The 13,180-nt window shown below is 51.2% G+C and carries 13 protein-coding genes; 7 read left to right on the top strand and 6 right to left on the bottom strand.

Features of this window, described 5'->3' with window-relative positions:
- Positions 1-11: 11 nt before the first annotated feature.
- From F454_RS0103190 to F454_RS0103180, 3 genes are all read right to left on the bottom strand, one after another.
- The gene (locus F454_RS0103190; RefSeq protein WP_018969177.1) at positions 12-359 is read right to left on the bottom strand and encodes a Spx/MgsR family RNA polymerase-binding regulatory protein; all 348 of its coding nucleotides are present in this window, start codon (positions 357-359) and stop codon (positions 12-14) included.
- A gap of 189 nt (positions 360-548) precedes the next feature.
- The gene (gene infA / locus F454_RS0103185) at positions 549-860 is read right to left on the bottom strand and encodes a translation initiation factor IF-1 (RefSeq protein ID WP_343123142.1); all 312 of its coding nucleotides are present in this window, start codon (positions 858-860) and stop codon (positions 549-551) included.
- A 192-nt stretch (positions 861-1,052) separates the two neighbouring features.
- The gene (locus F454_RS0103180; RefSeq protein ID WP_018969175.1) at positions 1,053-2,459 is read right to left on the bottom strand and encodes a tetratricopeptide repeat protein; all 1,407 of its coding nucleotides are present in this window, start codon (positions 2,457-2,459) and stop codon (positions 1,053-1,055) included.
- A 178-nt stretch (positions 2,460-2,637) separates the two neighbouring features.
- Between F454_RS0103180 and F454_RS0103175 the strand changes: the two genes are divergently transcribed.
- On the top strand, positions 2,638-3,864 hold the full coding sequence (locus tag F454_RS0103175; RefSeq protein WP_018969174.1) for a saccharopine dehydrogenase family protein: 1,227 nt from the start codon (positions 2,638-2,640) through the stop codon (positions 3,862-3,864).
- A 10-nt stretch (positions 3,865-3,874) separates the two neighbouring features.
- Positions 3,875-4,723: a DUF1853 family protein gene (locus F454_RS0103170; RefSeq protein WP_018969173.1), complete on the top strand. Its 849-nt coding sequence runs from the start codon at positions 3,875-3,877 to the stop codon at positions 4,721-4,723.
- An 8-nt stretch (positions 4,724-4,731) separates the two neighbouring features.
- Here the strand turns inward: F454_RS0103170 and F454_RS0103165 are convergent, their stop codons facing one another.
- Positions 4,732-5,589, bottom strand: a complete 858-nt coding sequence (locus F454_RS0103165; RefSeq protein ID WP_018969172.1) for a thioredoxin domain-containing protein — start codon at positions 5,587-5,589, stop codon at positions 4,732-4,734.
- A 307-nt stretch (positions 5,590-5,896) separates the two neighbouring features.
- On the opposite strand from F454_RS0103165, the gene F454_RS0103160 reads away from it, so the two are divergent.
- Both F454_RS0103160 and F454_RS0103155 read left to right on the top strand, forming a co-directional pair.
- Positions 5,897-7,618, top strand: coding sequence for a putative Na+/H+ antiporter (locus tag F454_RS0103160; protein WP_018969171.1), 1,722 nt, complete (start codon positions 5,897-5,899; stop codon positions 7,616-7,618).
- A 156-nt stretch (positions 7,619-7,774) separates the two neighbouring features.
- Entirely contained in the window at positions 7,775-8,365 is a 591-nt protein-coding gene (locus F454_RS0103155; RefSeq protein ID WP_018969170.1) for a riboflavin synthase, read from the top strand.
- Between the two features lie 79 nt (positions 8,366-8,444).
- Here the strand turns inward: F454_RS0103155 and ahcY are convergent, their stop codons facing one another.
- Positions 8,445-9,875, bottom strand: coding sequence for an adenosylhomocysteinase (ahcY, locus tag F454_RS0103150; protein WP_018969169.1), 1,431 nt, complete (start codon positions 9,873-9,875; stop codon positions 8,445-8,447).
- 54 nt (positions 9,876-9,929) lie between these two features.
- The gene (gene metK / locus F454_RS0103145) at positions 9,930-11,108 is read right to left on the bottom strand and encodes a methionine adenosyltransferase (RefSeq protein WP_018969168.1); all 1,179 of its coding nucleotides are present in this window, start codon (positions 11,106-11,108) and stop codon (positions 9,930-9,932) included.
- A gap of 55 nt (positions 11,109-11,163) precedes the next feature.
- On the opposite strand from metK, the gene F454_RS0103140 reads away from it, so the two are divergent.
- From F454_RS0103140 to F454_RS0103130, 3 genes are all read left to right on the top strand, one after another.
- Positions 11,164-12,081 carry an ArsR/SmtB family transcription factor gene (locus F454_RS0103140; protein ID WP_018969167.1) on the top strand — a complete coding sequence of 306 codons (918 nt, stop codon included), beginning with the start codon at positions 11,164-11,166 and terminating at the stop codon, positions 12,079-12,081.
- A gap of 151 nt (positions 12,082-12,232) precedes the next feature.
- Entirely contained in the window at positions 12,233-12,679 is a 447-nt protein-coding gene (gspG, locus tag F454_RS0103135; protein WP_018969166.1) for a type II secretion system major pseudopilin GspG, read from the top strand.
- The gene (locus tag F454_RS0103130; RefSeq protein ID WP_083912871.1) at positions 12,603-13,172 is read left to right on the top strand and encodes a prepilin-type N-terminal cleavage/methylation domain-containing protein; all 570 of its coding nucleotides are present in this window, start codon (positions 12,603-12,605) and stop codon (positions 13,170-13,172) included. Before gspG ends, F454_RS0103130 begins: the two co-directional genes overlap by 77 nt.
- Positions 13,173-13,180 lie beyond the last annotated feature (8 nt).

Below are 13,180 nucleotides of genomic sequence, written 5' to 3'. Positions count from 1 at the left end.
GGGCATGGAGGCTACCCTAACACTTCAGTCCAAGCTTCTTCTTTGAAGCCTACTAAGGCATGGCCATCTGCAATCAAGAATGGTCGTTTCACTAGCATACCAGAAGCAGCAAGCTCGCTGAGGGCTTCCTCGTTACTCATCGTCAGAAGCTTATGTTTCATGTCACGTCTACGGTACTCCTGCCCAGAGGTATTGAATAATTGCTTCAGGGTGTAGCCAGAATCGAGAGCTAATTGTAGCTCTCCAAGTTGTGGCGGGTTCTCAGCAATAGCAATAGCGTCTACTTCTAGCCCCTTAGCGGCTAGCCACTTGAGCGCCTTCTTACAGGAACCACAGGTTTTATGAGCGTAAATCTTCATGGGTATTCGTTGCTTGTATCATACGAATCATTCGTCTCGAAATTTCTACAAAAATTCCAAAGTAAATAGAAATGTGATTTCGATTCTATCAGACATGAAAAAGCTTTGAACACAAATCATGTTCAAAGCTCGAAAATTTGAATTCCTCAATGGTGTATCACCAGATGAGGGGATCGTTCAAACACTGGCTTAGCCAATTCGGAAGGTGATACGTGCCTTGGTGGTATCGTATGGAGACATTTCCATGCGAACGCGGTCACCAACCACAAGTCGGATGAATCGCTTGCGCATCTTACCAGAGATGTGAGCTAGAACTTCGTGGCCACCGGGGAGCTCAACCTTGAACATGGTGCCTGCTAGTACCGTCTTAATCGTACCTTCGATCTCTACAGACTTGTCCTCACGGCCGTCGTCTTCCTTCTTCTTAAAGCGACGATCATTTCTGCCTCGAGCGTTCCTTCTAGGGCGGCGTCCGCCCCCTCTTTTTGGTTTACCAGCGATAAGTATCTCCTTTGTTAATTGTGATCCGTTTCACACCCAGCTGCGAGTGCGACTGCCGTCATATCCTTCATTTCGTTGATCTACGCAATACTTATTTCAGAGGATCTGAAAAAATTTCGTAGAAAAAATGCCGTCAACCATGAGATTAGCTGACGGCATGATGATTTTCAACAGATTCTTAGAGTGAATCGATTAGCTATAGGAAGACTCCACACGTTGTGCCACATCACGATAGCCGTAATCGACCTCATAGATTTCCTTGAAGCACTCGAGTGCGCGGACAGCGTCTTCCATTTTCGCGTGAATCAGGCCTTTCTCGTAGAGCACCTCTTTCTTCGTGTCATCCATGGCCTGAAGGTCAGCCAATGCATCAGAGAGCTGCTTCACAGCGAGGTCGAACATATTCTTGCCATCGAAAGCACGTGCTAAGGTGAGGAGCACCTTGGTGCGGATGTGCGGGTTGCGTGTCGCCTGCTGCAAGTGCGGGATGGCATCGCTGTACTCGCCAGCATCGTAGAGCGCGGTACCGAGTTCGAAGCGAAGCTGCGGGTCAGTCGGGTTTTGCTCAACGCGTTGCTGAGCCACGGTCACTCCCTCGCGAGCACGGTCTTTCTTGATTTCTGCCACTTGAGCCTGAAGCTCTGCATTGCCTGGATCCGCGGCAAGCTGAGCCTCCATAGCTTTCACCTGCTCGCGTGCCACGCGATCTCCAAGATCAGACGCCTTCTTCTTGAGAGCGGAGTCCGCATTACTGAGCTGGTAAGCCCAATCATAGAATGCGTGTGCGTCGGTCCAGTTTTCCATTTCCTCGTAGAGCGCTGCAATTTGCTTCACCACATTGAGGTTATTTTGATCTTGGTTGTATTGGTCGATGAGACCAGAGAGCTTTTGCACCTGTTGATCCTTGGTGAGAGCGGCACGGTCAGCATTTTCAAGTTCGGCTGCCTTAGCGGCGTCTTTCTTCAGATCTTGAATACCACTGGCGGAATCCCATTTTTGCTCCTGCATTGATGCCTTGGCTGAGCTATCTTTGGCTCCTTTCACCGCATCGATGTCGGCTGGGTTATGCTTCACAATGTCGTTGTAGACGTCGGAGGCCTTAGATGGCTGTCCTTCAGCCAGATAAAATTCAGCCAAGCGATGCAGTACTTTAGAATTTTCTGGTGCGCCTTCGCGCACCGTCTCGAGGGCAAATGCTGCGGTTTCTTTGAAGCCGATACTCAGTGCCGTCTCGTGAAGAACCTCATTGACTTGTGGGTCGTATGGGTCCTTCTCCAGTTCCTTCTCAATCTGAATCAACGCGGCCAAAGGATCTTTCTTGGCTGCGGAGCCAAGCTTCATCGTAGACATCCCACCAGAAAGAAGCGCCGTCATGCCCCCACCTTTCCTTTTCCCACTCTCAGCTGCCACCATAGCCGCACACTTACGAGCCACTCTGCGTCCTTCCAAAAAGCCAGGAGCTTCTTTCAACACAGCATTAACCAAGCTGATTGCATAACTAAAATTTTTAATCTCAACTGCAGATAATGCTTTAAGCCATAATGTCTTGAGATTGTGGGGCAACTCTTGGTCTGTGATTTCAACAATTGGGTTACTCATGTGTGTGGGCGTGGTCTTTTTGTGTGCAGGTAATACCCTAGCAGGTCATTACCAAATTTGCGGTATCATGACTATTTCAGATGCCATGGCAAGCTAAGGCTCGAAAAAAATCATTTTAATTGAATCGCCCTTCAAAATCCGATTCATTCTGAAACTCAAACCATAGGTATGTAAATCCATGTCAGCTATTCTCATCATCGGCGCAGGCGGCGTCGGCTCCGTCGTAGCGCACAAATGCGCGCAAGTCTCCGAAGCATTCACCAAGATCACACTCGCATCGCGCACCGAATCGAAATGCGTCGCGATTGCTAGCTCAGTACTAGATCGCTATGGGGTCAAAATCAACACCGCTCAAATTGATGCCGACATCGTCGCCGACACCGCAGCACTCATCAAAGAAACTGCCGCCACACTCGTCATTAATGTTGCCCTTCCCTACCAAGACTTGAGCATTATGGAAGCCTGCCTCGAGTCTGGAGCCCACTATCTTGACACCGCTAACTACGAGCCGCCGAACGAAGCAAAATTTGAATACCACTGGCAATGGGCGTATCACGATCGTTTTGTAGCCAGTGGGCTCAAAGCATTACTGGGTTCTGGCTTCGACCCTGGTGTGACGAATGTATTCACAGCATGGGCGCTGAAGCACCACTTTGATGAAATCCATTTCCTAGACATCGTCGACGTCAATGGAGGCGATCACGGACAAGCGTTCGCAACCAACTTCAATCCAGAAATCAACATACGCGAGGTCACAGCCCCCTGCCGCCACTGGGAAGATGGCGCCTTCCAAGAAAGCGAAGCCATGTCTGTGAACCAGCGCTTCGAGTGCCCCGAAGGAGTCGGGAATTACTCGATTTACCGGATGTACCACGAAGAGATGGAGTCACTCACAAAGCACATTCCCAGCATCAAACGGGCACAATTCTGGATGTCCTTTTCAGACAACTACATCAAACATCTAGAAGTATTACAAAACGTCGGCATGACCCGCATCGACGCAGTCGACTACCAAGGACAAAAGATCATTCCGTTACAATTCCTCAAAGCTGTGCTCCCAGATCCAGGTGATTTAGGCAAGACCACCACTGGCCGCACCTGCATTGGTTGTATCATCCGCGGCGTCAAAGACGGTAAAGAGAAGGCCGTATACATCTACAACATCTGCGACCACGAATCATGTTTCGAGGAACTTGGCTCGCAAGGGGTCTCATACACCACCGGCGTACCAGCAATGATCGGCGCCAAGCTTCTCCTCGAGGGATCCTGGACACAAAAAGCTGGTGTTTGGAACATGGAACAAAATGATCCCGACCCATTCATGGACGCCCTCAACAAGTATGGTTTACCATGGACCTGTGTGGAACTGAGCGTCGAAGACGCGAAGGCTCTCAAGGTATGCTAAGCTAAAGGCCATGAAGCCCCCACGCAAAGATTTTGGTCCCTCTCTGGAGACGCAACACATGCTGCTCTACAGCGAGGCCATCTGCGCGAGCCTCGTTCAGTCGCCCCCGATGATCGGTGAAGTGCCCCCGAGACTAAATCACCACTCCCTCATTGCCCCCGACCTAAAGGAACCACTCAATTTCAATCAAAAACTCGGCTACATCTACGAGGATGCCGCTGCAGTCTGCCTCGAGCAATCACCACGCTTCGAGATCGTGGCTCGTAACATGCAGATCATCACCCCAGAAAAACAAACTCTTGGAGAGCTCGACTTTGTTCTTCACGATTGCACGGCACAGAAGCACCTCCATCTTGAGGTAGCCATCAAGTTCTACCTCGTGGAACCGACTGATACTGGGTTCAGCTTCCCGGGACCAGACAAGCGTGATAACTACCAACGGAAGTTTGAGAGGCTTAGCTCGCACCAGATGCAGCTCAGCCAAAACCCACACACACGCAATATCCTCCTACAACGCTACGGCATCGATGCGATCGAGTCGCAGCAATTAGTGCACGGGATCTTTTATGATCACCACCAAGCCACAGCCTCCCCCCTGCCTGAGGGAGCCAACCCACTCGTGCGCCGCCGTTGCTGGATGCACCTGAATGAATTCCTCAAAGCATTCCCTGATCTCAAGCAATGCCAACTTGTGCACAAGGCGCTCTGGCCATGCGAGCTTGAGGAAGGCTCGGCACTGCAGCTCTCACTGCCGAGCATCAATCAGGAAAAACTAGTGACGCTGGCCAGCCAACGCTGCACATTGGTACTCCCCACACCCTCCAGTAAACCAATGTTCATCGCACCCGATGATTGGTAAAATGCAAGCTAGCGCTTGCTGTTCTTTTTGCGGATGTACTCTTTGATCCACAGTTGATCTTCAGACGAAAGCCTCTTTACTGAGGTCTTGGAGCGCTTTCCGTCAGGACTCACAAGGTGCAATGTTCCCTCTTGTAAGGAAACCGGCTTGGCAAAGACTTTGCGCCCCTTGAGGTCATGCCACACGCGGTAGCCTCGAGCCTCATACTCTTGGCGCCAATTGGCATAATCATCCAGCGCCAACTTCTGTGAATGCTTAATTTTACCCCAAAAATAATCTGGAGACCCTGGCCGATAGCCAGTGTGCTTTCCAAATTGGTTGCCTCGAGGCGAGAGCACCACCACCACTGGAGCCCCCAGCACTTTGTAACGCTTGCGCAACCGTTGCACGTATTCACGCTTCATGCCCGCGTGTTTTTGGTCGTCATCCTGAATGAACGAATCCACGCGCAGGCGGATCACATGCTTATTTGCCCAGTGATCAAATTCGCTCGTATCGAAAAGCTCGTTGGAAAGTGACTTCGATGTCGCAGCACCTCGTGAGTTGGTAAACCAAATCATCACTGGAATCCCTTTCACCCGCGCTTGTTTCATCGCCTCGGAGTAGCTCACCAACCATTCATCTTTTGGACCTTGCTCCCAGACCGCCTCCAGCTCCGCCATCGGCTTATCTGGATCTTCATCAGCCCACACGATTTTGTCCTCACTATAGAGATTATCGTGATTTCCTACAGTCACCACAGGATTCACCTTTGATAATTCTTTGAGCTTCTTTGAGCCTTGTTTCTGCTGTGGCACATCACTATCGAAGCCCACAAACTCCATCATCCCGCCGCCAGCATCCTTCACCGACTGGCACCCCGTCATCGCTAGCGTGCAGCATGCACACCATGCGGCGGATCTCAGCCTCGTCCACAACAGTCTCGTCGGATGGTTGAATAATAAAATCTTGGATCGTGGCATGGGAATGGAATGAATGACAACATCAGCATGTCTAGCATCGCCCTAGTTTGGGAAGCAAAAAAAACCGGCCAAACCTAGCAAGTTCAGCTCTAGCACTCAGCAATATAGATCCCTATAGCACAAGCAAGACCAGCAATCTCACAGATCCCACACTGGAATTGCTTGCCTGCTGGACTATAAGCGTATATGTGGAACTCGTAATTAATCCGCTATGAGCACATACAAACATCTCATTTTCGCCCTCGTCGCCCTCTTGGGGCTCAGTTCCCTGAGCATGGCTGCAGGTAAAGACAAGCCAGCCTACCACGCTGGTGAGTACGGTCTCACTGAAGACCAATACGCCGTATTTCCAATCCCACTTGGTAAATATGAAAAACAAGTCAACGAAAATGGTGATATGGACCTTGGTGCCACACTTTCCTACCGCGCCAAGCAACAAAATGGCTTCAACCTCGTGGCTACCATCATTTTTGTCTGTGCGATTCTCCACACCTTCCTCGCTGGTATCTTCATGCGTATGGCGCACCACGAAGAAGAAAAGCACAGTAAGCGTATCGAAGCCGAAGGCCGCACAGCCGAAGCCAAGCCGCACGAAGGTGCGAAGGATGACGTCTCTTTCAAAGCACACCTATACCACTTTCTCGGCGAAGTCGAAGCGATCTTCGGCATCTGGGTCGCAGCTCTCGTGATCTCAATGTATTACTTCTTCGGCATTCAAGGGGAAGGCATCCTCGGCATCGCTGATGGATACAACCAAATCAAACTCTACTTTGCCAAGGATGTGAACTTCATCGAGCCAGTGTTCGTTGTCATCATCATGGCGATCTCCGCGACCCGCCCAGTGGTTCGCTTTGCTGAGCGCATCATCGGTTCCGTTGCTAGAGTATTCGGTGGCGGCACTGCTGCCTGGTGGATCTCTGTCATCACGATCGCTCCGATCCTTGGTTCCTTCATCACCGAACCTGCAGCCATGACAATCTCTGCCATGCTCCTCTCTAAGCGCTTCTTCGATAAGAAACCATCCACACTCTTCGCCTACGCCACACTCGGCCTCCTTTTCGTGAACATCTCTGTCGGTGGCACACTCACTCACTTCGCCGCACCTCCAGTTCTCATGGTCGCTCAGAAGTGGAACTTTGGCCTCGGCTACATGTTCATGAACTATGGTATCAAAGCCATCGTCGGCATCATCATCGCCAACGCTCTCTACTTCATCGCCTTCAAGAAGCAATTTGCAGCACTCAGCAACAACCAAGATGCCGAAGACCGTAAAGTTCTTTGGGAAGACCGCGAAGATCCCATCCCATTCATGGTGACCTTCACTCACCTTGCCTTCCTTGGTTGGACCGTGCTCTCAGCGCACTACCCACCACTCTTCATCACTGGCTTCATGTTCTTCATCGGCTTCACTCAAGCCACCGGTCACCACCAGAATGACGTCAGCATGAAATCACCACTCCTCGTGGGCTTCTTCCTCGCTGGACTTGTGATTCACGGTAAATGCCAATCATGGTGGATCGAGCCACTCATCACCTCTATCGACAACCAATACATCCTCATGATTGGTTCTACCGTACTCACTGCATTCAACGACAATGCTGCAATCACCTACCTCGCCTCACAAGCTCCAGGACTCAGCATCACTGCTAAGTACGCAATCCTTGCAGGCGCCGTCACTGGTGGCGGTCTCACGGTCATTGCCAACGCACCAAACCCTGCTGGTCAGTCCATCCTCGGGAAATACTTCGACGGTGGCGTTGCCCCATTCAAGCTCATGCTAGCAGCCCTCGTACCGACCTTCATCATGGGCGCTTGCTTCATGCTCATCAAGTCCGATGGCATGACCAACGACCCACTCAAAAAGTACGAAGACGAAGCGAAGGCGAAGACTGAGAAAGTCCACGCTGAAGCAGAGGCTGCTCAAGAGCACTAGATCGCTCGCTCACCATTTCAACCAGCCCCGCACTCACCTCATGAGCGCGGGGCTTTTTTATGCCTCAGCCAATCAAGTATAACGAACACAGCACCTTCATCCAAGGAGCTTGAATTTGGATTCGACATTTCTAAGTGATCCTCGCAGAGTGCCAACATGTTTACTGGACTAGTCGAAGCCACTGGCACCATCGTCTCAATCGAAGCATTGGGTGAACAATCCCGCTTCACCATCGCAATCCCATTCGCCTCAGAACTCGCACTCGGCGACTCCGTTGCCACCAATGGTTGCTGCCTCACCGTGGCTGGCTGGGATGAACATGGAGTCCACTTCGACCTCCTAGCCCAAACCCTCAAAGTGACTTCCTTAGCCGCTCTACGCACTGGATCCACCGTCAACCTCGAACGCGCGCTACGCCCTAGCGACCGCCTCGGGGGCCACTTCGTGCAAGGCCACGTGGACGCCACTGGGACGATCACTGATTACTCACAACACGGACAAGACCATCGCTTTGAGGTGGCGCTCCCACCTGAAATCCACAAGTACTGTATCCCCAAGGGCTCACTTGCCATAGACGGCATCTCACTCACTATTGCCGAACTCACCGACGACAGTGCCGTGTTCTGGATCACCCCACACACGCACGAACACACCCACCTTCATGCCGTCAGCGCAGGCTCCCCTGTGAATCTTGAAGCCGACCTCCTCGCCAAGTACACCGAGAAACTACTCACAGCACGGAGCTAGTATTAACGACTGCACCAAGCGCAAAAAAGCGCTGCTCCGAGGTAGCGGAACAGCGCTGAAAGAGTCGTCACTCAATCGCTTAGTAGCGGTAGTGATCTGGCTTGTATGGGCCTTCCACAGGCACACTGATGTAGTCAGCCTGATCTTGGGAAAGCGTGGTGAGCTTAGCACCGATCTTCTCAAGGTGGAGGCGAGCTACTTCTTCGTCAAGATGCTTTGGCAGCACCTTCACTTCACCCGCCTTGTAGGCGTCCTTGTTCTTCCAAAGGTCGATCTGAGCTAGTGTTTGGTTGGCAAAGGAATTTGACATCACGAAAGATGGGTGGCCTGTGGCGCAACCAAGATTCACGAGTCGGCCTTCTGCTAACATGTATAGGCTGTTCCCACTTGGGAAGGTGTACTTGTCAACTTGTGGCTTGATGTTGAGCTGAGTCACACCAGCCGCACCGTTGAGTGCCTCCATCTGAATCTCGTTGTCAAAGTGACCGATGTTACAGACGATCGCTTGGTCCTTCATCTTCTCCATGTGCTCGAAACGGATGATATCGTAATTACCCGTGGTGGTCACGTAGATGTCAGCCCAGCCGAGGGTGTCCTCTACGGTGAGTACGCGGTACCCTTCCATCGCTGCCTGAAGGGCACAGATTGGATCGACCTCTGTCACTACCACCTGAGCGCCTTGGCCTCGGAGTGCCTGCGCACAACCTTTGCCGACGTCGCCGTATCCACAAACTACCGCCACCTTACCAGAGATCATCACATCAGTGGCACGCTTGATACCATCCACAAGTGACTCACGACAGCCGTAGAGGTTGTCGAACTTGGACTTGGTCACGGAGTCATTCACATTGATTGCTGGAACGAGGAGTTTTCCTTCCTTCGCCATCTGGTAAAGACGGTGCACACCAGTGGTGGTTTCTTCAGAAACACCTTTCCAATCAGCAAGAATCTTCGCGAAAATCCCTGGTTGCTCAGCGTGTACCTTCTTGAGAAGGTTCTTAATGACCTGCTCTTCTTCTGAACCTGCTGGCTCGTTTACCCAGTCAGAACCATTTTCAAGCTCGTAACCTTTGTGAATGAAGAGAGTCGCGTCACCACCGTCGTCGACGATAAGTTCTGGCCCCTGACCCTCTGGGCTAAGAATCGCGTTCCAAGTACACTCCCAGTACTCTTCAAGTGTCTCACCCTTCCAGGCGAACACAGGCACACCAGCCTCAGCGATTGCCGCTGCAGCGTGGTCTTGAGTCGAGAAAATGTTGCATGAACACCAGCGCACATCGGCACCGAGGTCCACGAGTGTTTCAATAAGCACAGCAGTCTGGATGGTCATGTGAAGGGATCCCATCACACGCACGCCATCAAGTGGCTTTTCAGCAGCGTACTTTTCACGAATCGCCATGAGGCCCGGCATTTCGTGTTCAGCAATGTCAATTTCCTTGCGACCGAAGTCAGCGAGGGTGATATCAGCGATTTTGTAATCGGCAGTCTTTTCGAGTGTTGCAGTAGACATAGTGTCGTTGATTGTGTTCGTTAATAGTAATGTATAGACTCTTGTGAGTCGGGGTTAGGAAATAGCCGCCTTGAGCGCGTCAACTTTGTCGGTACGTTCCCAAGTGAGAGCGTCGAGGTTGTCTTCGCGACCGAAGTGGCCGTAGTTAGTCGTATTCTTGTAGATTGGTCTGAGGAGGTTGAGTTGGGTGATGATATCAGCTGGCTTGAAGGAGAAGACCTCTTTCACCGCTTGCTCAATGACTAGCTCGTCCACTTGGCTGGTACCGAAGGTATTCACGCTCACAGAAACCGGGTGCGGGTGTCCAATTGCATAGGCAACTTGAAGCTCTGCACGTTGCGCGAGGCCTGCAGCCACAATATTCTTGGCAACCCAACGGCACATGTATGCAGCTGAGCGATCCACCTTTGATGGATCTTTCCCTGAGAATGCGCCACCACCATGACGGCCTGAACCACCATAAGTATCCACAATGATCTTGCGGCCGGTGAGACCCGCGTCACCTTCTGGCCCACCGATCACGAAGAGACCTGTCGGGTTGATCAAGTATTCGGTATCTTCGGTGAGCAGGTTTGCTGGAATCACTTTCTCGATGAGGTCTTTTTGAAGAACTTCACGGATTTCAGATGTGGTGATATCAGCTGAGTGCATGGTGGATACAACAACTGCGGTAACGCGTGTTGGCTTCCCATCAATGTACTCCATAGAGACTTGGGTCTTGGAATCCGGACGCAACCAAGTGTGCTGCCCTGACTTGCGTAATGTGGTGATCTCACGACCAAGCTTGTGCGAATAACTGATCGGTGCTGGCATGAATTCCGGTGTCTCATCACAGGCGTAGCCAAACATGATACCTTGGTCACCAGCGCCCTGCTCATCAGTGGTTTTATCATCAAAACCACCTTCATCAACACCCTGGGCAATGTCGGGTGATTGCTTGCCAATCAAGTTTACGAAGAAAAAACTGTCTGCGTTAAACTTACAGTCCTTGTGCACATAGCCGATTTCACGAATCGCCTTCTCAATGAGCGAACGGCTATCGAAGTCTGCATGTGTGGTGATCTCGCCAGCGAGCCCCACCACGTTGTCTTTGACAAAGGTTTCACAAGCCACACGGCTGTTAACATCTTGCTCTAGACACGCATCCAATATCACATCGGAAATGGTGTCACATACTTTGTCTGGGTGACCTTCAGTCACCGATTCAGAGGAAAAAATAAATGGTCGGCTCATAATTTTATTATTGCATCAACAAATCTTGATGCGTTTATGTGTAACGTATATTCTCATGGCGTCAATTTTAATTTCACTCAAACTTCTCTCGGACCCGACTCGCTTGCGCATCGTGATGCTGCTGGAGCAGGAAGAGCTCAGCGTGGCCGAATTGCAAAGCATTCTGGGCATGGGTCAGAGCCGGATTTCTACCCAACTAGCCAAACTCAAAGATGAGTCATTGCTGAGCGACCGCCGCGTGGGCAAAAATATCCTCTACACCAGCCAAGCTCCAAACCATCTGCTTGAGGTGGCCAAGTTGGCTGCTGAGGAGATTCCCGAAATTCACACCGACCGAGCCGCACTGGCATTGGCATTACAAAAGCGCCAAGATCAATCACGCGCTTACTTTGACCAGCTTGCCGGCAAATTTGGACGCCATTATGTACCTGGGCGCTCATGGAAAGGCCTGGCTGAAGCACTCTTGCGTGTGCTCAACTACGACACGGTGGCCGACCTCGGAGCCGGTGAAGGCACCCTTTCCCAATTACTTGCACAACGAGCCAAACAAGTCATTGCGATCGACAACTCCCAGAACATGGTCGACTTCGGACGCAATCTAGCCAAGGAACACGGCCTCAAGAACCTCGAATATCGGCTCGGTGACATTGAGAATCCACCAATCGATGACTGCAGCGTCGACCTTGTTATTTTCTCGCAGGCATTACATCACGCCACGCACCCAGCGTCGGCCTTGAAGCACGCACACCGGATTCTACAACCCGGAGGCACCCTCATCATTCTCGACCTTCTACAACACAACTTCGAACAGGCCAAAGAGCTCTACTACGACACTTGGCTTGGCTTCTCAGAGCTCGAGATCACCCAGATGCTCAGCAGCATCAAGTTCCAGCAAATTGAAACCGCAGTGGTAGATAAAGAAGACGAGCCCCCACACTTCCAGACCTTGCTCGTTACTGCTAGAAAGACCTAACAACTGGAGTACCTGTTGTGCCTGCTGCCCACACCACAAGCTTAGTATTCCAGGCCGACATCTGGCGATGCAAGTCACCTTCTTTTAGTGAAGTGCAATTCTTTCCTGCTCCTAATTGACAAAGCTCCTCGCAATTCATAACAAACTAGACATGCAGAAGACTCAATCCAAGTTCACGAAACCACTCGCCAAAGGTTTCACACTCCTAGAAATGATGATGGTTCTCGCCATTATCGGGATTCTCGTAGGCGGCGTCATTGGCATGACCAAAAACTTTTCTGCTGGCGCAAAAATTCAAAAGACAGAGAGCGAAATGCAAAGCTTGGCCGCACACCTGCTGCAATACAAGAACCTTGCAGGTCGCTTCCCAACCACCGAACAAGGGCTCCAAGCCTTGGTGACAAAGCCAACAACCGCGCCGAAACCACGCCGTTGGACTCAAACCCTCACAGCTCTTCCTAGAGACCCATGGGGAAACGATTACATATACAAAATGCCCGGCAGCAAAGACTCCAGCACCTATGAAATCATCAGTTACGGTAGTGACGGTGTGGCTGGCGGCGACGATGACATTAGTTCACAAGACGAAGCCTATTAAGCCTCACTCACCATCCTCTGGGTTCACCTTGCTTGAACTCATGATCACTCTGCTACTCATCGGAATCCTAGCAGGGTCATCCCTCCTATACATTGGCAACAACGACCAATCAGAGCTATCTGAATTACGAGTCGATGTTCTCCAGCTAATCCAAGAGGCACGCTATGATGCCTCATTCAACGAGCGCGCAAACTTCCTCAATGCCAGCGGTCAACAAATCTGGATTGACGCCCAAGCCACCAGCTCCAGCGATGCATCGGCAGGCAAACGCAGCATCAACATCCCCAATGGCGTCGACGTCTACTACGCAGCTTCTGAATCTGATGATTGGTCGCGCCTCGAGGCTTCCACCACAGCAAGCTGGTGCATCAGTAGCTCCGGCCTGAGCGAGCCGATTCAGCTCAAATTCCAATTGGGTGACGGCGCCTATGATGCATTAACTTTTGATCCTTTTTTCCTTCATCCCATCGGATCTGCAGCCGACGACAACTAGGCACTCAT

The organism is Rubritalea marina DSM 17716 (assembly GCF_000378105.1).
Classification (GTDB): domain Bacteria; phylum Verrucomicrobiota; class Verrucomicrobiia; order Verrucomicrobiales; family Akkermansiaceae; genus Rubritalea; species Rubritalea marina.
Note: the sequence above shows the minus strand (reverse complement) of the source record. Positions and strands in the feature narration are given on the sequence as shown.

Bases quoted from the DNA above. Each gene is read 5' to 3' on its own strand.
- ahcY (WP_018969169.1), bottom strand. From the start codon at position 9,875: ATGTCTACTGCAACACTCGAAAAGACTGCCGATTACAAAATCGCTGAT.
- F454_RS0103190 (WP_018969177.1), bottom strand. From the start codon at position 359: ATGAAGATTTACGCTCATAAAACCTGTGGTTCCTGTAAGAAGGCGCTC.
- metK (WP_018969168.1), bottom strand. From the start codon at position 11,108: ATGAGCCGACCATTTATTTTTTCCTCTGAATCGGTGACTGAAGGTCAC.
- F454_RS0103160 (WP_018969171.1), top strand. From the start codon at position 5,897: ATGAGCACATACAAACATCTCATTTTCGCCCTCGTCGCCCTCTTGGGG.
- F454_RS0103170 (WP_018969173.1), top strand. From the start codon at position 3,875: ATGAAGCCCCCACGCAAAGATTTTGGTCCCTCTCTGGAGACGCAACAC.
- F454_RS0103130 (WP_083912871.1), top strand. From the start codon at position 12,603: ATGAAATCATCAGTTACGGTAGTGACGGTGTGGCTGGCGGCGACGATG.
- F454_RS0103175 (WP_018969174.1), top strand. From the start codon at position 2,638: ATGTCAGCTATTCTCATCATCGGCGCAGGCGGCGTCGGCTCCGTCGTA.
- F454_RS0103165 (WP_018969172.1), bottom strand. From the start codon at position 5,589: ATGACGGGGTGCCAGTCGGTGAAGGATGCTGGCGGCGGGATGATGGAG.
- F454_RS0103180 (WP_018969175.1), bottom strand. From the start codon at position 2,459: ATGAGTAACCCAATTGTTGAAATCACAGACCAAGAGTTGCCCCACAAT.
- F454_RS0103140 (WP_018969167.1), top strand. From the start codon at position 11,164: ATGGCGTCAATTTTAATTTCACTCAAACTTCTCTCGGACCCGACTCGC.
- gspG (WP_018969166.1), top strand. From the start codon at position 12,233: ATGCAGAAGACTCAATCCAAGTTCACGAAACCACTCGCCAAAGGTTTC.
- F454_RS0103155 (WP_018969170.1), top strand. From the start codon at position 7,775: ATGTTTACTGGACTAGTCGAAGCCACTGGCACCATCGTCTCAATCGAA.